The organism is Caecibacter sp. AF58-12pH5A (assembly GCF_027681725.1).
Lineage (GTDB): Bacteria > Bacillota > Negativicutes > Veillonellales > Megasphaeraceae > Megasphaera > Megasphaera hominis.
This window is the reverse complement of record NZ_JAQDBC010000019.1, coordinates 16,621-37,935: the sequence shown is the minus strand read 5'-3', so window position 1 is coordinate 37,935 and position 21,315 is coordinate 16,621. Positions and strand designations below refer to the sequence as shown.

Sequence of the window (21,315 nt, the reverse complement as noted above, 5' to 3'; positions counted from 1 at the left end):
AGAGGTGATTTTCATGTTTGATAAATTACAGCTTAACGGTAAAACGGCTATTGTAACAGGTGGTACGAAAGGGATTGGCAAGGGAATCGTCGAAGGCTTGGCCCAGAGCGGCGCCAACGTCGTCGTCGTCAGCCGCCATCAGGATGAATGCGATGCTGTAGCCAAAGAAATGGAAAAATATGGCGTCAAGGGTTTGGGCGTAAAAACGGATGTCACCGTTGCCGCTGAAGTAGCACAGCTCATGGAAAAAACAATAGCTGCCTTTGGCCGCATTGATATTCTGGTCAACAACGCCGGCAGTGCTATTACCAAAAAAGCTGAAGATTTAACAGAAGCCGATTGGGACCGCGTCATCGATATGGATATGAAATCCGTGTTCTTCGTGACCCAGGCAGCCGGCAAGTACATGATCCAGCAGAAGTCCGGCAAAATCATCAATTTGGCCTCGATGCTGGGCCTGGTAGCTGAAAAACAGGTATTGCCCTATTGTGTAGCCAAGGGTGGTGTACTGCAAATGACCAAGGCGCTGGCATTGGAATGGGCCCGGTACAATATTCAGGTCAACGCTATTTGTCCGGGCTACGTCATTACGGATATTAATAAAGACGCCTTGAGTGAAGAAAAAGTATATAAGCATATTACCGGTAAAATTCCTATGCGCCGCTTCGGTGAAGTAGGTGACATTGCCGGTGCCGCCGTTTTCCTCGCGTCACCTGCGTCTGATTATATGACGGGCCAGCAGATCGTCTTAGATGGCGGCTGGACCATGCAGTAAGAAAATTTACAAAATAGTTCTAATATAGGAAGACATTCCCATATACGAATTAATCAAAGAAAAAAATATAGTACTATAATTTTGCCTATTACAGGCGTTGAGAGCGATTGCGGTCACAGAGCAATCGCTCTTTTTATTTTTATTTGTTATATAAAATATAACGTAAATATAACGTTATACCTAGGCGATTGTTAAAATCTTTCGGAAAGATTTAGTTGATAAATTTTCTTGGTATAGTACAATGTAGACGCTAAGGGCATGCTTTGTGGCTACTAATCTACAGTATAATCAATTCTAATTTAGAATAACATGCTTTTATACTTTTTATGATGTACTGTATGATGAAACATGTCATGCAATTTATTATTTCAAAGGATGTGTTTTAAATGGCAGATTTACAAAACATTCCGGCTAAACGCTGGATCCGTATTATTCCGCCGACGATCCTGGTTTATATTTTTGGCTTTATGGATCGCACGAACATTGGCTTCGCTATGGCTGGTGGCATGAATGAAGCCCTGCAGATGACAGCTACTCTTTCCGGTTTAGCTGCAGGCATTTTCTTTATTGGTTATATGGTTCTTCAGGTACCAGGTGGTCATATTGCGGAAACGGGCAATGCGAAAAAGTTCATTGCTATTTCTATCCTGGCCTGGAGTATTATGTGTACGAGCCTCGGGTTCGTTCAGACCTCGACGCAGCTTTTAGTCCTGCGTTTCCTCATCGGCGTTGCCGAAGGTGGTGTTTGGCCGGCTATTCTGGTTATCATCGCCCATTGGTTCCCCCAGTCTGAACGTGGCCGTGCTAACTCGTACTTCATTATGAACATCGCCATTGCGTCCATCATTACCGGACCGGTTTCCGGCTGGCTGGTTACGACCTATGGCTGGCGTTCTGTATTCCTCGTTGAAGGTGCTGTTTCCTTCCTCCTCATCTTCGTTTGGTGGCCGCTCATCAGCAACCGTCCGTCGGAAGCTAAATGGATTTCCAAAGAAGAACGGGAATATTTGGAAACGACCCTGGCTGCTGAACAGAACGAAATCAGCGGTGAAGACAACACACCGTCTACGCTCTCTGCTATTCTCGGCAGTGTCAACATGTGGAAACTGATTCTCATTTATTTCGCATACCAGACCGGTATTTATGGCTTTGCTATGTGGCTGCCGACGATCCTGCGTGACCTCACGCAGACCGGTATGACCAGCATCGGCTTCCTTTCGACGATTCCTTATTTCGCTTGCATGATCGGCCTCTATGTATTCGGCCATCTTTCCGATAAGAGCGGCAACCGTAAAAAATACGTTGCCTTGCCGTTGCTCGGTTTTGCCCTTTGCTTCCTGGCAGCAGCGTTCCTGAGAGAAAACACATGGGTATCCTTTGCATTCCTCTGCGGCTGCGGTCTCTTCCTGCAGTGCGCATCCGGTATTTTCTGGACGATTCCGACAATGCTCTTCCCGGCTAAGGTTGCCGGTGACAGCGTCGGTGTTATCAACGCCTTAGGTAACCTGGGCGGTTTCGTTGGCCCGTTCATCGTTGGCTGGCTGACGACACAGTTCATGTCCGTCTTTGCCGGTGTATATTTCCTGGCTGCTATGCTGGCCTTTGGCTTTATCCTGACGCTTACCCTGCCGAAGAAAACGGAAGGCGTACAGGAATAAGCAAACAGCTGATATATCCTGTCAGATACTAGTAGTTCCCAACACAACACGCGCATAGAGCGGTATCCGTTAGCCACCGGATGCCGCTCTTATTTTTATAGTAAAAGGGCAGGTGCACTGTAACGCACCTGCCCTTTCCCGGTCTTAAAGACCTGTATTTAGTTATCGCTGTCGTTTAAATCGAGAATGGCCCCTGTAGCTGCCGACTTGGCAATGCGGGAGTAGAGGCCGAGCCAGCCGTGGGTAAACTTCGGTGTAGGCCGTACCCATTTTTCCCGGCGTTTCTGTAATTCTTCATCAGAGACGTGGAGCGTCAGCTGGTTGTTGGGAATATCGATCGTGATCTTATCGCCATTTTCTACCAGGGCGATCGGTCCGCCGTCAGCGGCTTCCGGCGAGACGTGGCCGACAAAGCAGCCGTTATTCGTGCCGGAGAAGCGGCCGTCTGTGACGAGGGCCGTCGACTTGGCCAGGCCGCGGCCATATAAGTACTTCATGGCTTTGAACATTTCCCGCATACCCGGGCCGCCTTTCGGGCCTTCGTAGCGGATGACGACGACGTCACCGGCGACGATTTCGCCGTTCAAAATGGCTTCTTCCGCGGCTTCTTCCGAGTCGTAGCACTTAGCGCTGCCCGTAAAGGTCATAATGGAAGGATCGATGGCTGCCGGCTTGGTAACGCCCGTTTCCGGTGCCAGGTTGCCACGCAAAATGGCCAGGCCCTTGCGCGATTCGAAGGGATCCGCCATGGTTTTGATGACGTTGGGATCGAATTCGTATTTATAGATATAGTGTTCCAGATTTTCTTTTACTGTGCCGCCTGTAACGGTAATGCAGTCTTCGTGGAGAAGCGGCAGGATTTCCGTCATGACCTTGGGGATGCCGCCGGCTTTGTAGAAATCTTCCATATCGTATTCGGAAGCAGGATTTACTTTGGCTACGAGCGGCGTCGAAGCGCTGAGCGTGTCAAAGGTCTTGAGCATTTCTTCGTGGCCAATGCCCAGTTCGTGGGCCATAGCCGTCAGGTGCAGGACACCATTGGTCGAACCGCCTGTGGCCATGAGAACGCGGATGCCGTTTTCGATAGCTTCCTTCGTGAGAATCTTATGGCTCGTAATGCCTTGGCGCGTTAAGTTTACGATGGCTTCACCAGTCTGTTCAGCCGCCCGCGTACGGTCGGCGTAGACAGCCGGAATGAGAGCGACACCGGGCAGGGAAAGGCCCATGGCTTCGGCTACGCAGTTCATCGTATTGGCAGAGCCATAGAAGGAACAGGAACCGCACGTAGGGCCGCAAACTTCTTCCATGCTGTTAAATGTGGTTTCATCGATCTTGCCGGCTTTGAGCATGCCCAGGCCTTCGGACATAGAAGTTAAATCCGATTTACGGCCGTCGAACTTTTTCCCGCCGAGCATAGGGCCGCCGCCCATGAAGATTACGGGAATGTCGAGACGGGCTGCTGCCAGGAGCATGCCTGGAACGATCTTATCGCACGAACCGAGCAGGACAACGGCGTCGAGGCGGTGGATTTCTACCATCGTTTCGATATCGTTGGCAATGAGATCACGCGAAGGCAGGATGTAGTGCATGCCTGCATGGCCTTGGGCTGTGCCGTCGCAGCCGGCGATAACGCCAAATTCACAGGCTGTGCCGCCGGCACGGTAAATCCCCTTTTTTACGGCTTCGGAAATCTGGCGGAGATTGTAGTGGCCCGGGACCAGTTCGTTCCATGAATTGGCAATGCCGATTAAGGGACGTTCCAAATCATCGTCGGAGTAGCCAATGGATTTGAAGACGCTACGGTTGAACGACCATTCCGGCCGGCCGAGTATTTCTTTACTTCTGTACATGAGAGTCATCCTTTCTTTACCTCAGAGTATAATAAAATTAAATAATACATATTTAACATAAGTAATATTCCTCTGTTTAATATATCTGTTTTCTGTTTTTTTTGCAACTGGTTAAGGCGGAAATATATGTGAAAAATGATTACAAACTTTTGATAAATCCCTATTTTATGCGGTTGTATGACGCTAAAAAAAATATCTCTTTTTTCATAGACTGGGACACTAGAATGTGATAAAATAACAGTAAGAGAAATCGTTTTCAGCAGCCGCGGCCAAGAGCGGCGCTATGGGCCTAGTCAGAGTTTTTGCCAGGCCTGGAAAAAGAGTAAATACTTGCGGTAAAAAGCGCAAAAACTATACGTGAATTACTTGACATAATAGAACAGACTAGTAAAATTAAAGTATGTGAAATTCGCTTATGTATACTAATATGCATATACGAATTAGCGAAGAACAGTGAAGCAGAATATTGTTAATATATCGCTGTTTATAGTGAATAGGAGGAGTTTAGTTATGAAACAAGGAACAGGCGTAGTTGCAAATTTGTGTAAAGATGTATTCATCCCTAAGATGGCGAAGGTACGTCAGAATTTTGACCTTTCGTATATTAAGGTGGAAGACATTCCTGCTGCTGTCCGGGCACAGCTCGACCGCGACGTCATCGCTTCCAAGATTAAACCGGGCATGTCCATTGCCATTACCTGCGGCAGCCGCGGCGTATCCAATACGGCATTGATCATCAAGACCATCGTTGCCTATGTCAAAGAAAAGGGCGGCAAACCGTTCGTTTTCCCGGCTATGGGCAGCCACGGCGGTGCTACTGCTGAAGGCCAGACGGAACTGGTTAACGGCTATGGCGTTGTAGAAGACTATATTGATTGCCCGATCCGCGCTACGATGGAAACAAAACAGATCGGCACGACAGACGATGGCCGTCCTGTTTTCATCGATAAATACGCTGCTGAATCGGATGGCATTATCATGCTCGGCCGTATTAAAGCACATACGCAGTTCGTTGGCCCTTATGAAAGCGGCCTCATGAAGATGGCTGTTATAGGCATGGGCAAACAGCATGGTGCCGAAGGCGTACACGAACAGGGCTTCGTCAACATGGCTGCCAACATTCAGCGCTATGGTAAAGTTATCCTGAAAAACGCTCCGATCATCTGCGGCGTAGGCTTGCTCGAAAATGCAGCTGACCAGACACACACCATCGTTGCTTTGACACCGGATGAAATCATCGAAAAAGAACCGGAATACCTGAAAAAAGCAAAAGAATTGATGGGTCATATTATGATCAAACATGCTGACCTCCTGATCATCGATAAGATCGGCAAAAACATCAGCGGTGACGGCCAGGATCCTAACGTATCCAACATGCTGCCCCGTGAAACAGGCGTTCCCTTTGGCCCGAATGGTGAATTCCCGTCGAAGTGCGAATTCCGTGCAGACCGCAACATCATCCTCGACCTGACGGAAGAAACACACGGCAACGCGAACGGCCTCGGCCTGGCTGACGTAACGACACAGCGCTGCGTCGATAAGATCGTCAACGCTGCTGCTTATCCGAACGCTGTCACGTCCACGATTTTGGAAATGGTTAAGATTCCGCTCTGGACAGAAAATGATAAACTGGCTATTCAGGTTGCCCTGAAGACAGCTACAAAAGCTGATAAAAACGCTCCGAAGATCGTTCGTATTAAGAACACGATGGAAGTACAGGAAATCTATGTTTCCGAAGCACTCCTTCCTGAAGTAGAAGCTAATCCGAACATGGAAGTAATCAGCGGTCCGGAACCGATGGCCTTTGACGCAAAAGGTGATTTGTTCTAAGATCCTGTAATCTTTTGTCTGCATCCGGGGGTTGAATAGAGCAATCCCCGGATACTTATATAGTTCCCTATCCACGGAAACAGGAGGAAATTCTATGGAACAGAGATGTAAAGATGTACGTAAGGTATGGGCTCAGTCTGATGCGCTGAAGCTCGGTACCGAATTTTCTGAAGGTGATCTTGGCAAACCGCAGATTCTGATTGACGATGTCTGGGGTGAAAGCCATCCTGGCAGTGTCCATTTGGACAAATATGCAAAGCAGGCAGCCATCGGTGTATTTGAAAGCGGTGGCAAACCGGCAAACTTCCACGTAACCGACTTGTGCGATGGCTGGGCACAGGGTCACGACGGCATGAACTACATCCTGCCGAGCCGTGAACTCATTGCCGATATGGTAGAAGTTCACGCCAATGTTATCCCTTGGGATGGCGTAGTCCTGATTTCCAGCTGCGATAAGGCTGTTCCTGCACACCTTGAAGTAGCAGCCCGTTTGGATCTGCCGGTTATTCACATTCCTGGCGGTTCTATGCGTAGCGGCCCGGGGTGCACCACGTCTGACCTGGCTGGCCCGATTACGGCCCGTGACAAACGCGGTCTCGTCAGCCATGATGAAATGCGAGATTATAAACTGACCGGTTGCCCGACGTGTGGTTCCTGCCAGTTCATGGGTACAGCCAGCACGATGCAGTGCATGTCGGAAGCCCTCGGTATGGCTTTGCCGGGCAACGCCGTCGTTCCGGCTACGCTCATGGAAAGCCAGCGCTATGCCCGTATGGCAGGCCAGAAGATCATGGAATTGGCAGCTAAAGGCATTACGACGTCCAAAATCATGACCAAGGCTGCTTTTATCAATGCCATTAAAGTTCACCAGGCAATCAGCGGTTCCACGAATGCGACGATTCACATTCCGGCCATTGCCCATGAATTAGGCATCGATATTCATCCGCGCATGTTCGACGAAATCGGCAAAAACATTAAGTATCTGACGAATGTACAGCCGAGCGGCAAATACATTACGGAATTCCTCTGGTATGCCGGTGGTATCCCCATGATCCAGATGTACCTGAAGGACGAACTGGATCTCAACGTTATGACCGTAACCGGCCGTACGTTGGGCGAAAACCTGGAAATGATCCAGAAGAGCGACTTCTTCGAACGCGGCCTGGGCTATCTGAAGACCTATGGTATCGATCCGGAAGACATTATCCATAAACCGGAAAATTCGAAGAAATACGGTTCTTTGGCCGTACTCGACGGCAACATTGCTCCTGATGGCAGCGTTGTTAAATTCTCGGCTATTAAGAATCCGGATATGCTCCATCACATTGGCCCGGCCCGCGTCTTCAACTCGGAAGAAGACTGTCAGCAGGCTATTATTACAGGCAAAATCAACCAGGGCGATATCCTCTTCATCCGTTACGAAGGTCCTAAGGGCTCCGGTATGCCTGAAAGCCTCATGACGACCGACGCTATCGCTTTTGATGAACGTTTGGATGGTACGGTTGCTTTGGTTACGGACGGCCGTTTCTCCGGCGCTACACAGGGCCCGGCTATTGGCCACGTATCTCCGGAAGCTGTAGAAGGCGGTCCGATCGCCCTGCTCGAAGACGGCGATATGATCGAAATCGACATTCCGAACCGTAAGATCAACATGATCGGTATTGGCGGCGAAAAGAAGACGGCAGAAGAAGTAGCAGCTATTCTTGCTGAACGCAAGAAGAACTGGAAGATGCCGGACTTCCCGAAAAAGAAAGGCTACCTGGCCCGTTACAGCAAATATGCTACGTCGGCTATGTCCGGTGGCTATCTCCGGTAAGGAGTCTCCCTACGCCAGGGAAGGACAAAAAGCTATATAATGTATTATATGAAAATCCCCGGTTCGCAATGAGCCGGGGATTTTTTGCTAAAAGAAGCTGTACAAAAAAACGCTTCCCGTTTTTTTGTACAGCTTCTTTTAGTATCCTTATAAAGGTTGGGCCTGGAAGGATTTGGCGAAGAAATCAATATCGCTGACGTTAATTTCCGTAAAGGCCTGTTCTACTTTTTCTTTTGCGTCCTTGAGTGCGGCAATACAGCGTTCTTTCTTGGCGTCGTCTAAGCGGAAAGACGGGATGCTGACGCTCATGGCGGCAATATAGTGGCCGTTATACTGCAAGGGAACAGAAAAACAATTGATGCCCGGAGAAATTTCTTCCTGATCCATAAAATAGCCGCGTTCCCGGCCGGCCTGGCATTGGGCGTATAACGCGTCAAAGTCGGTGCAGGTACGTTCCGTTACAGGCTGCAGGCCTTGGGGATAGAGCTTTTTGATGCTTTCCAAGGGGTACTCACTTAGCAGGGCCTTGCCAATGGCAGTGCTATACGCCGGCAGGCGCTTGCCAACGAACGAGATCAGGCGGATCGGTTCCGGCGATTCTTCCTTGGCCAGGTAAAGTACGTCCCCGTTGATCAGCACACCCAGCTGGGATGCTTCTGACGTAGCGGCGACGATACGCTTCATTTGCGTCTTGAACAATTCCAGTACGTCCATATCTTGCAGGCAGGCGGAGCCAACGATCAAAGAATTGATTCCGATGATATATTTGTTGGTACCGTGATGGGCAATAAAGCGGCGCTCACATAGCGTACGGATGATGGGGACAATCGTGCTCTTCGGTACGGAAATAGCCGTCGCAATTTCCGTCAGCGTGCAGCCATCTTTGGCCGTTGCGAGCAACTGAAGAATGTCCAGGACACGGGCTGTCGGCCTGTGTGTCGCGTAAGGCATTATTGACGGACCTCCTTTTTGGTACTAGAAAATAGATGATTACGTTCAGCAATATACCATAAATTTGTGTCACCCCGAGTCGTCCGGATTAGCAAATCTATGGAAAAATGGCAGACTACGTGAAAATTAAAACTAATGAACTGGTGGTAAGGCATAAAAAATAACGTAAAACTAAGACCTTAGCATTATAGCATGAATTTGTATCTGAGTGTTGCCATTTCCACAAAAAAATGATAAAATATAGCTGAAAAACGTATATACAAATTATAACTCATATACGAACGTTATGTAAAGGGAAATTTGTATATACTAGGTTAAAACTAGTAAAATAGTTTTGAATAAATGCCTGATGAGGCGTATAATTAGGGGAGGTATTTTTTATGGATTTCGAATTTTCTGAAGAACAACAGGCCATTCAGAAGTTAGTACGTGAATTTGCGGAAAAGGAAATTGCACCTACCGTCCATGAACGGGACGAAAAGGAAGAATTTTCTCGTGAACTTTTTGACAAAATCGGGGAATTAGGCTTATGCGGCATTTTCTTCCCGGAAGAATACGGTGGCAGTGAAGGCAGCTATACGAGCTACATTATTGCCAACGAAGAACTTTCCAAGGTAGATGATGCAGTAGCAGCCGGTTATGCTTCCAGCATTTCCCTCTGTGCTTGGCCTATCTGGAAATTCGGTACAGAAGAACAGAAGAAAAAGTACCTTACACCGTTAGCAGAAGGCACGAAACTCGGTGCATTCGGCCTGACGGAACCGAATGCTGGTTCCGATGCAGCCCGCCAGCAGAGCGTCGCTGTAAAACAGGGTGATCATTACATCCTGAACGGTTCCAAAATCTTCATCACCAATGGTGGCGAAGCGGATATCTATGTTGTATTCGCTATGACAGATAAATCCAAAGGAACCAAAGGAATTTCCGCATTCATTCTTGAAAAGGGAATGGAAGGTTTCAGCTTCGGTAAAGAAGAACATAAAATGGGTATCCACGCATCGGCAACGCGGGAACTGATTTTCCAGGACGTTAAAGTTCCGGTTGAAAATCTTCTCGGCGAAGAAGGCAAAGGCTTCAAAATTGCAATGCAGGGTCTCGACGGCGGCCGTATCGGCGTAGCTGCTCAGGGCCTCGGTATTGCCGGCGCTGCCTTAGAAGCTGCTATCAAGTATTCGAAAGAACGTGAACAGTTCGGCAAGACGATTGGCAAATTCCAGTCCATCGCTTTCATGCTCGCTGACATGGCTACGAAACTCGATGCTGCCCGTCTCCTGGTATATCGCGCTGCTGCCCTCAAAGAAAAAGGACTTCCTTGCACGAAAGAATCCTGCATGGCTAAAATGTATGCTACAGATGCTGCTATGTCCATCGCTACGGATGCAGTCCAGATTCTCGGCGGCTATGGCTACACTCGCGAATACCCTGTAGAACGCCTCATGCGTGATGCGAAGATCACACAGATTTATGAAGGTTCTAACCAGATTCAGAGACTGATCATTTCTGGACAACTTTTACAGTAAACGCAGCATAAAAAGAGAGGTAAAAAACGATGAGTGATGTATTAACGTATGATGAAATGAAAGTTGGCGACAAGACCACGTTCGGCAAGACCATCGGTGAATGTGACGTCTATGCCTTTGCCGGCGTAACAGGGGACTTCAACCCCATGCATGTTAATGAAGTAGAAGCATCGAAGACCATGTTTAAAGGCCGTATTGCCCATGGTATGCTCAGTGCTGGTATTATTTCTACAACGATGACGAAGGCCGCTCACGGTGGCACGCCAATTTATTGCTCGCAGGAACTCAAGTTTAAGGCTCCTGTACATATCGGAGATACCATCACCTGTACAGCCGAACTGATTGAAAAGGTTCCGGAAAAACATCGTCTCATTTATAGTACAGTTGTTACGAATCAGGATGGCGTCGTTGTAACGGACGGCAAGGCTATGATTCTCAAATTCTAAATCAGTTGTTGGTGCAGCGGGCACAGGTTCTGTGTCCGCCCGTACCATGTTGACCACAGGAGGTTACTATTATGGCACTTATGACTGGCGAACAGTATATCGAAAGCATGCGTAAATTAAACCTGCAGGTATATATGTTCGGTAAGAAAGTTGAAAACGTCGTTGATGATCCGATTCTTCGTCCGTCTCTGAACTCTGTACGTATGACCTATGATCTGGCTCAGAAACCGGAATATGAAGATCTCATGACGGCTACGTCCTCTCTTACCGGTGAAAAAATCAACCGTTTCACCCATATCCATCAGAGCACACAGGATCTGATGAACAAAGTTAAAATGCAGCGTCTCCTCGGCCAGAAGACGGCAGCCTGCTTCCAGCGTTGTGTAGGTATGGATGCTTCGAACGCCGTATTCTCTACAACCTATGAAATCGACCAGAAATATGGTACGCATTATCATGAAAACTTCAAGAAGTTCTTAACGCGCGTACAGCAGAACGACTTCACTGTCGACGGCGCTATGACGGACCCGAAGGGTGACCGCAGCAAAGCACCGCATGCACAGGATGATCCGGATATGTACCTGCACGTTGTAGAACGTCGTCCTGATGGCGTCGTTGTTCGTGGTGCCAAAGCACATCAGACGGGCTTCATCAACTCCCACGAAGTTATCGTCATGCCGACGATTTCCATGCGTGAAGCTGATAAAGATTACGCTATTTCCTTCTGCTGTCCTACCGATGCTGAAGGCATCTTCATGATCGTTGGCCGTCAGTCCTGCGATACGCGTAAACTGGAAGGTGCACCGATGGATACGGGCAACCCGGAATTCGGCGGCACAGAAGCCCTGGTTATTTTCGATAACGTATTCATCCCGAATGACCAGATCTTCCTGAACGGCGAAGTTGAATTTGCCGGCATGATGGTAGAACGCTTTGCCGGTTACCATCGTCAGTCTTACGGCGGCTGTAAAGTTGGCGTAGGTGACGTATTGATCGGCGCAGCTGCTCTGGCTGCTGATTACAACGGCTGCTCTTCCGCATCCCACATCAAAGACAAGATCATTGAAATGCAGCACCTCAATGAAACCCTCTTTGGCTGCGGCATTGCTTGCTCCGCTTTGGGCACCAAGACGAAAGCCGGTAACTACCTCATCGACATGCTGCTGGCTAACGTTTGCAAACAGAACGTTACGCGTTTCCCCTATGAAATCGTTCGTCTGGCTGAAGATATTGCCGGCGGTCTCGTAGTAACAGCACCGTCTGAAATCGACCTGCGCGACTCCAAGATTGGGCCGTATGTTGATAAATACCTGAAAGGCATCTCTGCCGTTTCGACAGAAAACCGCCTGAAAGTATTACGCCTCATTGAAAACCTCTGCCTCGGCACAGCTGCTGTTGGCTACCGTACGGAATCCATGCACGGTGCAGGTTCTCCGCAGGCACAGCGCATCATGATTTCCCGTCAGGGCAACTTGGAAATGAAGAAAAACCTGGCAAAAGCAATTGCACACATCGAAGAATAATCAGTACCTTTGGCAGGCCTCGTAAGAGGCCTGCTTTTTTATGCAGAGAATGGGAATAAATAAGTAAAATATTCGTTGACAGAATAGGGGCCGGTGTCTATAATGAATGTAGAGTTAATGTAGTGATATGGGGTTTCACGCTTGCAGAAAACGGGGAAAGGGGGCGTGTGCACGTGGCCGTGTAAGCCTGCAGGCTAATTTAAATAGGGGGTGTGCATTATGACACACGATTTGTATGGTAGTAAGCCAACGAAAGTCCGCTGGATGGTTTTTGGCTCTCTGCTCGCATTATGTACGGTTAACTATGTAGACCGGGCGGTTATTTCGATTTGTATGCCTGCCATCGAAGCAGATTTACAATTTGGACCTGCCATGGTCGGCGTTATTCTGAGTGCTTTTTTCTGGGGCTATACGCTCATGCAGATTCCGGCCGGCTGGATTGCTGACCGCCTGGGACCAGGGAAAACGATTCTCGGATCTGGCCTGCTCTGGGGGATTTTTCAGATCATTACGGGCTTCCTCAATGGCAGTACGGGCTTCATGATTGTCCGCGCCTTGTTAGGTGCGTCGGAAGCGCCGATCTATCCGGCCAGCAGCAAGCTGCAGTCCGTGTGGCTGACGAAAAATGAACGGACCCGCGGGGCGGCTATCGTCGATGCCGGGTCAGCCTTAGGGACGTCGATTGGCGGGCCGCTGATCATTGCCTTCCTGGCGTGGTTTGGTGGCTGGCGTGGCGCATTGATGGGTGCCGGTGTTGTAACCATGGCTGTTGTCTTAGTATGTTATAAATTTGTACATACGACACCGGATACGAATACCATGATCAATGCAGCCGAACGGGAATACATTGACAAGGCCTTAAAGGAAGAATATGAAAGTGAACAGATGGCCAGCGGCGGCCGTACGTCATTAGGCTTACCGCGGTATTTGCGCAGCCTGACCTTCTGGGGCATGGTCTTAGGCTTTGTCTGCTACGACTGCTTCTGGTATGGCCTCATGACCTGGGGCCCTATGTATTTATCCCAGGTATTCAAGGTTAATATCATGACCGTCGGCGGCTCGATATTCATCATCTTTGGCTGTGGCGTCATTGGCTCCTTCTTTGGCGGCTACATGATCGATATGCTGCGCATCAAGGGCTATGATTCCAACAAGGTCGTCAAATACGCCCTGGCCGGCTTGGGTATTGCCATGGCTCTTTCCATGTACCTTTTGAGCACGGCTGCGACGATTACCCTGGCTATTGTCTACATGTCCTTCGCCATGTTCTGTGAAAAATGGGTTGGCGCCACCTTTTGGATGATGCCGGCTGCCATTTCCCAGAAGGATGATGTCGGCATCGTAGCCGGTGCCATGAACTTCATGGGCAATATTGGCGGTACGATCGTGCCAATCCTCGTAGGGCTTATCGTTACCTTTACGGGCAGCTATTATTGGGCCATTATCCTGTTCCTGGCCTTTGCCTTGGGCGTTTGCCTGTTCCCCATCTGGATTAACATGAATAAGAAGGTAGGGGCACAATAAGGTCTGCAGCTATAGGCGCTGCGACAGCGTTTTATTGAAAAAAGAAGAGGGGGACCTGCTCTATGGGCAGATCCCCCTTTGTAATTTTTTGAAAAAAAGATGCGTAACTGGGAGTTGTTAATTTTTTGTTTATAACTTTTGTGTATACTGTAACCACTGCATTTTAGTACAGTGGGAGGATAGGGTAATGGTAACTTTTATTAGACATCACCGCCGGGCAACACTGGGTTTGTTGTGTCTGGCATTGATCTTGTTGTATGTGGCACACTTGGGTTCGTATCATCTTATCGAGCTCGATGAAGGCCGCTATCACCGGGTAGCCATGGAAATGGTTTTATCCGGCGATTATGTGACGCCCCATTTTGATTATATGCCGTATTTTGAAAAGCCGATTTTCCAGTATTGGATCACGGCCCTGGCCATGAAGCTCTTTGGCTTTCAGGAATTTACAGGCCGCGTGTTGCCGGCCTTAACGGGCATCGGTAATGTCCTCGTGGCAGCCTGGCTGGGCCGCTATATGTTTAACCGCCGTACAGGGATTATGGCCGGTATCATCCTGGCAACGACGGCCTTGCAATTAATCGTTTCTTCTATTGGCGTTCTCGATATGGCCCTGACGTTCTTTGTCAACACGTGCCTGGCCTCGTTCTATGTCTTCGAACGGACAGAAAAGAAGAAGTATTTGCTCCTTTTCTATGCCTCTATGGGCTTTGGCATGCTGACGAAGGGGCTGATTGCCATCGTCTTTCCCTTTGGTATTCTCTTTTGGTATGTCCTGCTTACGCGGCGGCCGCGCCTCTTTTTGCGCCTGTTCTACCTGCCGGGAATCTTGCTCTTTCTGGTCATTGCTGTGCCCTGGTATTATCTCGTCTGCCAGCGTAATCCGGAATTTTTTTATTTCTTCTTTATTCGCGAACATTTCCTGCGTTTTGCTACGACCATGCACGAACGGTTCCATCCGTGGTATTATTTCGTACCGGTACTTTTGGCGGGCTTCATGCCGTGGACAGGCTTCTTACTTACCTTTTTCAGCAAACGCGGTATTTTCCGCAGCCCGTCGTCCCCTAAGGAAAAGCAGGCCCTGTGCCTTCTGGCCTTGTGGGCAGGCCTGATTTATCTTTTCTACAGCATTTCTGATTCGAAATTACCGACGTACATTATGCCCTGCTGGCTGCCCTTGTCCATACTCGTAGCAGCCTCGCTGGAACGGTGCCGCCACGCCGGCAGCTGGCTCTGCCACTCCTTCCTGGCAAACAGCATCCTGTGCCTGCTCTTTACCGTTGCGGGCATCGCGTATATTATGCGAACGGACTTCCTCACCGTTTCCGGCTTCGTGACGCACGGCGGTTTGCTCATCGCCTCGCTTTTGCTCGGGACTATCGCAGCTGCCTGGATCTGGCGCTCGCGGCGCAGCTTTTTGGCTGTCTTCCTGGTTCTTTCCTGTATGGCCTATGGCTTTGGCGTCGGTGCTCATCAGGTACAAGGCCAGATCCACGACCACCAGACGGCGTACTATGTCAGCCAGGATTTGAAGGAACTCGATCCGGATCAAAAAACGCCGATTATCATGTACGGCAAATTTATGCCGGGCTTGGTCTATTACCTGGACCGGCCCATTGCAGCGGCTAACTTTATGGGCGAACTGGAATATGGCCTGTACCATACGGACCGGACGGGCATGTATTACGGCAGTAAGGAATTGCGCGAACTTTGGGAAAGCCCGCAGCGCGTCATCGTCGTCGTGCAGCCGCTCTATCTCGACGAAGCGCGCCGCGTCTTAGGTACGCCGGAAGCGCAGTGCCTGCACGTAGAAGATTACTACATCCTAGTCAATCATCAGGGGTCACAGTCTTAATAGGTTAGCTCATGCTGACGCGGACGGGGTCGCCTGTGACGGCGTCGAGAAGAATATGGTAGGTCACGCTGCCATCTTTACAGCGTACGGCGTAGAGGGGATGCATAAGCTGTGCCTGAGCTTGTGGCTGGCCGGCCTGCGCTGCCGGTGTCTGGGCTGTATTCTGAGCCGGAGCCTGTGGCTGTTTGGCCTGTGTCGAAGCGCCGGCCGTGCCGTCCTTACGGTCCTGCTGACCGCCCTGGTCCGGCGATCCTTTTCTATCTCTTTCGCGTCCCTTGTGTTCCTTTCCTTCTTTAGGGTCTTTCTGATCGGGACCGCCCTGACGGGGCAGTTCCAGATTTACTTCAGCAAACGTTAAGGTAGAGCTGTCTTTACCAATGGCCTGTGCTGCCCGTTCCTTGATCGTATCAGGGTCGAGCAGTGCCAGGCCATTTTTGGTTGCTTCTGCTTCAATCATGGACGTGCGTGCTGCGGCGACTTCAGCATGGTGGGCCTTCTTTTGCTGTACGTGGTACCAGCCGGCACCGCCGCCGATAATGGCACAGACCACCACGACAGCCGTGGCTTGTTTCAGGTGTTTCTTGGTAAATACTTTCTGTTGCAATGTGTCTTTGAGAGAGTCTAATTTTTTCTGTTCCATCATGGTACCTCCTGTATGTGAATGAAGACTTTTTTTGACTACACCTGCAGTATAGCGGTAAAATCTAAACAGAACCTAACAGAGGGCATAAGATTCGCGAAATTATGCGTTTTTTTCGCTTTAGGAAAGGTACCTTTTGTTTAGGAAATCTTAAGAACTATCGCCTATACTAGGCATATACAAGAAAAAGAAAGAAGGCGGTGCCCATGCGTATTCGTGATATATCTCTGCGTAAACGGCTCCTTTTTGCCAACGTCATGATGGTGGTGATCCCTGTCTGTATCCTCATGGGGATCGCCGGCCTGATTTTGCAGGGCCTGCGTTTTTCCGCCGGACCTGATGGCAATCTGGTGACCCTCTGGCCCGAAAAAGGGCCGGCCATGTCCATTCAGTACACTGTGAGTTCACTAAAAGTCAATATTGATAAATTGGACCACATGGATAAACCTAAAGTCAAGGATCTCATGGATGACTGTCATGTTCTCGAGAGCCTGGGCATTGAAACAGCCATTGTCCGCCAGGGACACGTTCTTTATTGCACGCCTGGCGCCAATGCCCTGCGCCTGCAGGAAGCGGTATACCGCAAAGGCGGCGGTCAGTCGTCGGCCATGGTTTGGAACGACGAAGGCTTTTATTTCACCTATACGGCACCACAGGGGACGGCTATTTTCGCTGCCGGTGACGTGCCCTTCCTGGCTCGTGGCGGTATCCGGCCGGGCACAGCCAAGGGACTTTTGCACGGCGTGCTTTTCTTTATGGTAGGCCTGGCCCTGGTATTGATTCTCGGCTTTGGCATTTATTTGTCCCGCCTCTTATCACGACAGATTCTGGAACCGTTGTCGGCGCTGCGTCAGGCCTCGGCAGCCATTCGCAATGGCAATCTCGATGAACCCCTGCAGGTTACGGCCGGCGACGAACTGGGTGAAGCGTGCCGTGACTTTGATGCCATGCGGCAGGAATTGCAGCGCTCCCGGGCAGAACGGGAACGCTACGAACAAAACCGGCGCGAGCTCATTGCCGGTATTTCCCACGATTTGTCGACGCCGCTGACGCTCCTTAAAGGCTATGCCTGTGGCATTTTGGAAGGTATTGCAGCGACACCGGAAAAGAAACATCATTACGTGGAGCTCATGTACCGTAGTGCCTGCACCCTGGAACGGCTCGTAGACAGTCTTTTTCTCTTTTCCAAACTGGAACTGGGCCGCGTGCCCTTCCATACAGAAGTCGTCGATTTACAGGAGTACTTCGCAGATTTCCTGGGTGAATGTGCAGGCGACTATGAAAAACGCGGCTTAGACCTCCGCCTGTCCCATACGGGCCGGGGCTTTTGGGTAGCCCTGGACCGGATGCAGTTTCAACGGGTGGTGGAAAATCTTTTGGAAAACAGCCTGAAGTATAAAGAAGGTGAACGCGTGGCTGTAGACATTGTCCTGACGCAGTGCGGCGGCCAGGCCAGCCTGGCCTTTGCCGATCACGGCCGGGGCGTACCGGACGAGGCCTTGCCCCTGCTCTTTGACAGCTTTTATCGTACCGATAAGGCCCGGACGGATGTGAAACAAGGCAGCGGTCTGGGACTGGCTATTACCAAGCAGATTGTGGAAGCCTTAGGGGGTACGATTAAGGCCGAAGCCACACCGGGAGGGGGCCTTACGATTCGCATGACCCTGCCCCTTGCAAAGGAGACGAAAAACAGTGAAAACGATACTGATCATTGAAGATAACCAGGAAATTGCCGAACTGGAACGGGATTTCCTTGAAGCTGCCGGCATTACTGCCGATATTGCCGAAACGGGTACGGACGGACTGGACCGGGCCCTGCATCAGGACTATGACCTGGTCCTGTTGGATATTATGCTGCCCGGTCTGGATGGCTTTGAAGTCTGCCGCCGTCTGCGGGCGGAGAAGGATGTGCCCATCCTCATGGTGTCGGCCAAACGGGAAGACATCGACAAGATCCGCGGCCTGGGACTGGGTGCCGATGATTACATCATTAAGCCCTTTAGTCCGATGGAGCTCGTAGCCCGCGTGAAGGCCCACATAGCCCGGTATGAACGGCTGACGGCCGGTGCCCAGACAGCCAACGCGGCGGTCATTCATTGTGGGGAGCTTACTATTGAAACGGATAAGCATCGCGTCTTTGTCGGCCCTAAGGAGGTCACGCTGACACATAAGGAATTTGAACTCCTCGTCTTTCTGGCCCGCAATCAGGGCATCGTCTTTAGCCGCGAGCGTCTTTTTGAAAAGGTTTGGGGCTATGATGCTGAAGGTGATACGGCGACGGTCATGGTCCACATCAACCGCATCAGGGAAAAAATTGAGCCCGATCCGTCGCATCCTATCTATATTGAAACCGTCTGGGGTGCCGGCTACAGGCTGAAAGAATGCTAAAGGTCCGGGTGTTGTAAAAAGCGTTCAATTTTACCTGTAAACATGCTACAATAGCCCATAGAAAGATACGTTGCCAAGGCACTTGGGGGAAGAAGGATAGCCATGATTGATCTGGAGAAACTGCAAACGATATTAAAAGAATACAAGCGGGATTTTGAGCAGCGCTGGCCTGCCGAACGATACAAATGGGAGGCCGTATATTGCTTTCAGACCAATTGGGATTTTATGGCCCGGGACTTTGAAGAAATGTTCATCGCTGCTACGGCGCAGACCAAAGACCTGCTCACATCGGTCAATTATTATCCCCGCGGCGTCATGCGGGGCTTTGCCGCCGTTAACCGCGATGCTACGCGGGCTATGTTTTCCCGTCTCTATGATGAAAAGAAGGACCTGACGGAACGGGTTGAGCAGTTCCAGGAGGCTGCCGAACAGATCCGCCGGGAATACGGCGAAGGTATTTGGAAACAGCATTACCAAAAACTCAACGCCATCAGTATCTACCTTTGGCTGCGCTATCCCGATACGTATTATATTTACGACTATTCCGAATGCCGTGTCGTCGCTAAGGAATTGGGGAGCTCCTTTATTCCCCGCCGCGGCGCCCATGCCGGTAATTTAATCGGCGCTTACGCTCTGTATGATGAAATTTGCGACGTCGTAGGCGCCGACCTGGAATTACAGCAGCTCTTTCACAGCCAGCTGCAGGATAAGTGCTGGCCCGATAAGAAAGCACGGACGCTGACCATCGATTTTTGCCGCTATATCAGCCGGGTGTACTCGAAAAAAGGCATTGGCCGCAGTGACAGCGACTGGCTGCCTATCGATTATTCGCCGGAATTGACCGTAGCAGACTGGCTGGATCTCTTGCAGGACGATGCCGTTTTTACAGAAAGCAGCCTGGAAGTTATGCGCCGTCTCCTCGATTATGGCGGTATGGCAACGTGTCGGCAATTATCCAATAAATACGGTGAACCGAGAAATTTCTATAATTTCTGCTCTGTAGCCCTGGCCAAACGGGTAGCAGAAAAGACCGATTGCAACGTCCTCAATACAGACGACGAAGAGGCTAAATGGTGGCCGATTCTCTACATGGGCAAACGGGATGAAAAGGATCATGAAGGCGGCTATATTTGGAAGCTGCGGCCAGAGCTGGAAGAAGCCCTGCAACAGACCGACCTGTCCCGCGTCAGCCTCTATGCTTACGTATCTGTCCTCAAGGGCCCTCATGCGGCCTGGTGGTTTAGTGTCAATCCGGTCATTTGGAGCTTTTCGTCCCTCGATGTAGGGGAAACGCTGAGCTTTTCCCTATATAATGAAAACGGGAATAAGCGGCGGATCTTCGATCACTTCCTGGAAGCCCGAAGCGGTGACTTCCTCATCTGCTATGAAGCCATACCTGTGCGCAAAATCGTGGCTATCGGTAAAATTGTCAAGGAAAGCGATGGGGAAAACCTGTACCTGGAGAAAATTGAAGGCCTTGTCCATCCTGTCGATTTCCATACCCTGGAAAATATACCGGAACTAAAGGACATGGAATATTTTGCCAATCCCCAGGGGAACCTCTTTAAGTTATCGCGCAATGAGTATACGTGTATTATGGATCTCATACGGGAAGAAAATCCGGTAGATCATAAACGGATCATCAAGCCCTATACACGGGATGATTTTATCCGGGAAGTCTACATGACGCGGGGACACTTCGATACGCTCATTTCCCTTTTAAAGCATAAGCAAAATATTATCCTTCAAGGGGCGCCGGGTGTTGGCAAAACCTATACGGCAAAGCGTATTGCCTACGCCATGATGCGGGAGCAGGATGATAGCCGTATAGAATTTGTCCATTTCCATGAAAACTATACATACGAAGACTTCGTTGCCGGCTATAAACCGCAAGGCGCAGGCTATGAGCTGCAATACGGTATTTTTTATCGGTTTTGCCAGCGCGCAGCGAACATGCCTAATAAATCGTTCTTTTTTATCATTGATGACATTAACCGCGGCAACGTAGGCCAGATTTTTGGCGAACTCATGCTGCTCGTGGAAAAAGCGTACCGGGGCACCCTGATAACCCTTTCCTGTAACGGCATGCCCTTTTCTGTACCTAAGAATATTTATATTATCGGTATGATGAGTATGGCCGATACCGTACCGATCCGCGATTACGTCCTGCGCCGCCGCTTTGGCTTCTTTGAACTGATTCCGGAATTCGACTCTGACGGCTTCCGGGCCTATGAACGGCACTTTGACAGCGACACCTTTCATGCCCTCATCGAGCGCGTGAAAGACTTGAATAAGGAAATTGCCGAAGACCCCCATTTGGGCCGGGGCTATCGCATTGGTCATGGCTACTTCTGTGGCCAGACCGAATATTCGGAAGAATGGCTCATGGAAATTGTAGATTACGAAATTATGCCTCTCCTGTCGGAGTACTGGCCGGGTGATCCGGAAAAAGTACGCCACTGGGGCAATGTACTGCGTAGCGTCTTTTATGATTGAGGCTGCGCAGTTTTTTTAAAACAGAATGATGCAGGTGCTGTCC

Annotated in this window: 15 protein-coding genes; 12 read left to right on the top strand and 3 right to left on the bottom strand. The window is 49.9% G+C overall.

Going from position 1 to position 21,315, the window contains the following annotated elements:
* Positions 1-13 precede the first annotated feature (13 nt).
* Positions 14-775, top strand: coding sequence for an SDR family NAD(P)-dependent oxidoreductase (locus PGX44_RS09000; protein ID WP_498855119.1), 762 nt, complete (start codon positions 14-16; stop codon positions 773-775).
* A gap of 386 nt (positions 776-1,161) precedes the next feature.
* Positions 1,162-2,433, top strand: a complete 1,272-nt coding sequence (locus PGX44_RS08995; RefSeq protein WP_186502987.1) for an MFS transporter — start codon at positions 1,162-1,164, stop codon at positions 2,431-2,433.
* Positions 2,434-2,591: 158 nt separating this feature from the next.
* Here the strand turns inward: PGX44_RS08995 and ilvD (PGX44_RS08990) are convergent, their stop codons facing one another.
* Complete coding sequence (gene ilvD, locus PGX44_RS08990) at positions 2,592-4,283, bottom strand: dihydroxy-acid dehydratase (protein WP_498855118.1); 1,692 nt, start codon at positions 4,281-4,283, stop codon at positions 2,592-2,594.
* Positions 4,284-4,793: 510 nt separating this feature from the next.
* Between ilvD (PGX44_RS08990) and PGX44_RS08985 the strand changes: the two genes are divergently transcribed.
* Complete coding sequence (locus PGX44_RS08985; protein WP_498855117.1) at positions 4,794-6,113, top strand: nickel pincer cofactor-dependent isomerase, group 22; 1,320 nt, start codon at positions 4,794-4,796, stop codon at positions 6,111-6,113.
* 94 nt (positions 6,114-6,207) lie between these two features.
* Positions 6,208-7,929 (top strand): dihydroxy-acid dehydratase, encoded by a 1,722-nt coding sequence (ilvD, locus tag PGX44_RS08980; protein ID WP_498855116.1) that lies wholly within the window; start codon positions 6,208-6,210, stop codon positions 7,927-7,929.
* Between the two features lie 147 nt (positions 7,930-8,076).
* Here ilvD (PGX44_RS08980) and PGX44_RS08975 read toward each other — a convergent pair whose 3' ends face one another.
* Positions 8,077-8,880, bottom strand: a complete 804-nt coding sequence (locus PGX44_RS08975; RefSeq protein ID WP_186502991.1) for an IclR family transcriptional regulator — start codon at positions 8,878-8,880, stop codon at positions 8,077-8,079.
* A gap of 380 nt (positions 8,881-9,260) precedes the next feature.
* Between PGX44_RS08975 and PGX44_RS08970 the strand changes: the two genes are divergently transcribed.
* The 5 genes from PGX44_RS08970 to PGX44_RS08950 all read left to right on the top strand — a co-directional run bounded on the left by PGX44_RS08970 (position 9,261) and on the right by PGX44_RS08950 (position 15,748).
* On the top strand, positions 9,261-10,400 hold the full coding sequence (locus PGX44_RS08970; RefSeq protein WP_498855115.1) for an acyl-CoA dehydrogenase: 1,140 nt from the start codon (positions 9,261-9,263) through the stop codon (positions 10,398-10,400).
* 29 nt (positions 10,401-10,429) lie between these two features.
* Complete coding sequence (locus tag PGX44_RS08965; RefSeq protein ID WP_186502993.1) at positions 10,430-10,846, top strand: MaoC family dehydratase; 417 nt, start codon at positions 10,430-10,432, stop codon at positions 10,844-10,846.
* A 71-nt stretch (positions 10,847-10,917) separates the two neighbouring features.
* Complete coding sequence (locus PGX44_RS08960) at positions 10,918-12,369, top strand: 4-hydroxyphenylacetate 3-hydroxylase family protein (protein WP_186502994.1); 1,452 nt, start codon at positions 10,918-10,920, stop codon at positions 12,367-12,369.
* Positions 12,370-12,588: 219 nt separating this feature from the next.
* Positions 12,589-13,893, top strand: a complete 1,305-nt coding sequence (locus PGX44_RS08955) for an MFS transporter (RefSeq protein ID WP_186502995.1) — start codon at positions 12,589-12,591, stop codon at positions 13,891-13,893.
* A 187-nt stretch (positions 13,894-14,080) separates the two neighbouring features.
* The gene (locus PGX44_RS08950) at positions 14,081-15,748 is read left to right on the top strand and encodes a glycosyltransferase family 39 protein (protein ID WP_498855114.1); all 1,668 of its coding nucleotides are present in this window, start codon (positions 14,081-14,083) and stop codon (positions 15,746-15,748) included.
* A 4-nt stretch (positions 15,749-15,752) separates the two neighbouring features.
* On the opposite strand, the gene PGX44_RS08945 is transcribed toward PGX44_RS08950, so the two are convergent.
* Positions 15,753-16,391 (bottom strand): hypothetical protein, encoded by a 639-nt coding sequence (locus PGX44_RS08945; protein ID WP_498855113.1) that lies wholly within the window; start codon positions 16,389-16,391, stop codon positions 15,753-15,755.
* Between the two features lie 203 nt (positions 16,392-16,594).
* Between PGX44_RS08945 and PGX44_RS08940 the strand changes: the two genes are divergently transcribed.
* From PGX44_RS08940 to PGX44_RS08930, 3 genes are all read left to right on the top strand, one after another.
* Positions 16,595-18,103, top strand: coding sequence for a sensor histidine kinase (locus PGX44_RS08940; RefSeq protein ID WP_498855112.1), 1,509 nt, complete (start codon positions 16,595-16,597; stop codon positions 18,101-18,103).
* Positions 18,081-18,776, top strand: coding sequence for a response regulator transcription factor (locus PGX44_RS08935; protein ID WP_498855111.1), 696 nt, complete (start codon positions 18,081-18,083; stop codon positions 18,774-18,776). The genes PGX44_RS08940 and PGX44_RS08935 overlap by 23 nt, the downstream gene beginning before the upstream one ends.
* Before the next feature lie 102 nt (positions 18,777-18,878).
* Positions 18,879-21,272: an AAA family ATPase gene (locus tag PGX44_RS08930; protein ID WP_498855110.1), complete on the top strand. Its 2,394-nt coding sequence runs from the start codon at positions 18,879-18,881 to the stop codon at positions 21,270-21,272.
* The last annotated feature ends 43 nt before the right edge of the window (positions 21,273-21,315 follow it).

Excerpts from the sequence above, each read along its gene's own strand:
- PGX44_RS08950 (WP_498855114.1), top strand. The coding sequence starts at position 14,081 with ATGGTAACTTTTATTAGACATCACCGCCGGGCAACACTGGGTTTGTTG.
- ilvD (WP_498855116.1), top strand. The coding sequence starts at position 6,208 with ATGGAACAGAGATGTAAAGATGTACGTAAGGTATGGGCTCAGTCTGAT.
- PGX44_RS08975 (WP_186502991.1), bottom strand. The coding sequence starts at position 8,880 with ATGCCTTACGCGACACACAGGCCGACAGCCCGTGTCCTGGACATTCTT.
- PGX44_RS09000 (WP_498855119.1), top strand. The coding sequence starts at position 14 with ATGTTTGATAAATTACAGCTTAACGGTAAAACGGCTATTGTAACAGGT.
- PGX44_RS08930 (WP_498855110.1), top strand. The coding sequence starts at position 18,879 with ATGATTGATCTGGAGAAACTGCAAACGATATTAAAAGAATACAAGCGG.
- PGX44_RS08940 (WP_498855112.1), top strand. The coding sequence starts at position 16,595 with ATGCGTATTCGTGATATATCTCTGCGTAAACGGCTCCTTTTTGCCAAC.
- PGX44_RS08960 (WP_186502994.1), top strand. The coding sequence starts at position 10,918 with ATGGCACTTATGACTGGCGAACAGTATATCGAAAGCATGCGTAAATTA.
- PGX44_RS08995 (WP_186502987.1), top strand. The coding sequence starts at position 1,162 with ATGGCAGATTTACAAAACATTCCGGCTAAACGCTGGATCCGTATTATT.
- ilvD (WP_498855118.1), bottom strand. The coding sequence starts at position 4,283 with ATGTACAGAAGTAAAGAAATACTCGGCCGGCCGGAATGGTCGTTCAAC.
- PGX44_RS08985 (WP_498855117.1), top strand. The coding sequence starts at position 4,794 with ATGAAACAAGGAACAGGCGTAGTTGCAAATTTGTGTAAAGATGTATTC.
- PGX44_RS08970 (WP_498855115.1), top strand. The coding sequence starts at position 9,261 with ATGGATTTCGAATTTTCTGAAGAACAACAGGCCATTCAGAAGTTAGTA.
- PGX44_RS08955 (WP_186502995.1), top strand. The coding sequence starts at position 12,589 with ATGACACACGATTTGTATGGTAGTAAGCCAACGAAAGTCCGCTGGATG.
- PGX44_RS08965 (WP_186502993.1), top strand. The coding sequence starts at position 10,430 with ATGAGTGATGTATTAACGTATGATGAAATGAAAGTTGGCGACAAGACC.
- PGX44_RS08945 (WP_498855113.1), bottom strand. The coding sequence starts at position 16,391 with ATGATGGAACAGAAAAAATTAGACTCTCTCAAAGACACATTGCAACAG.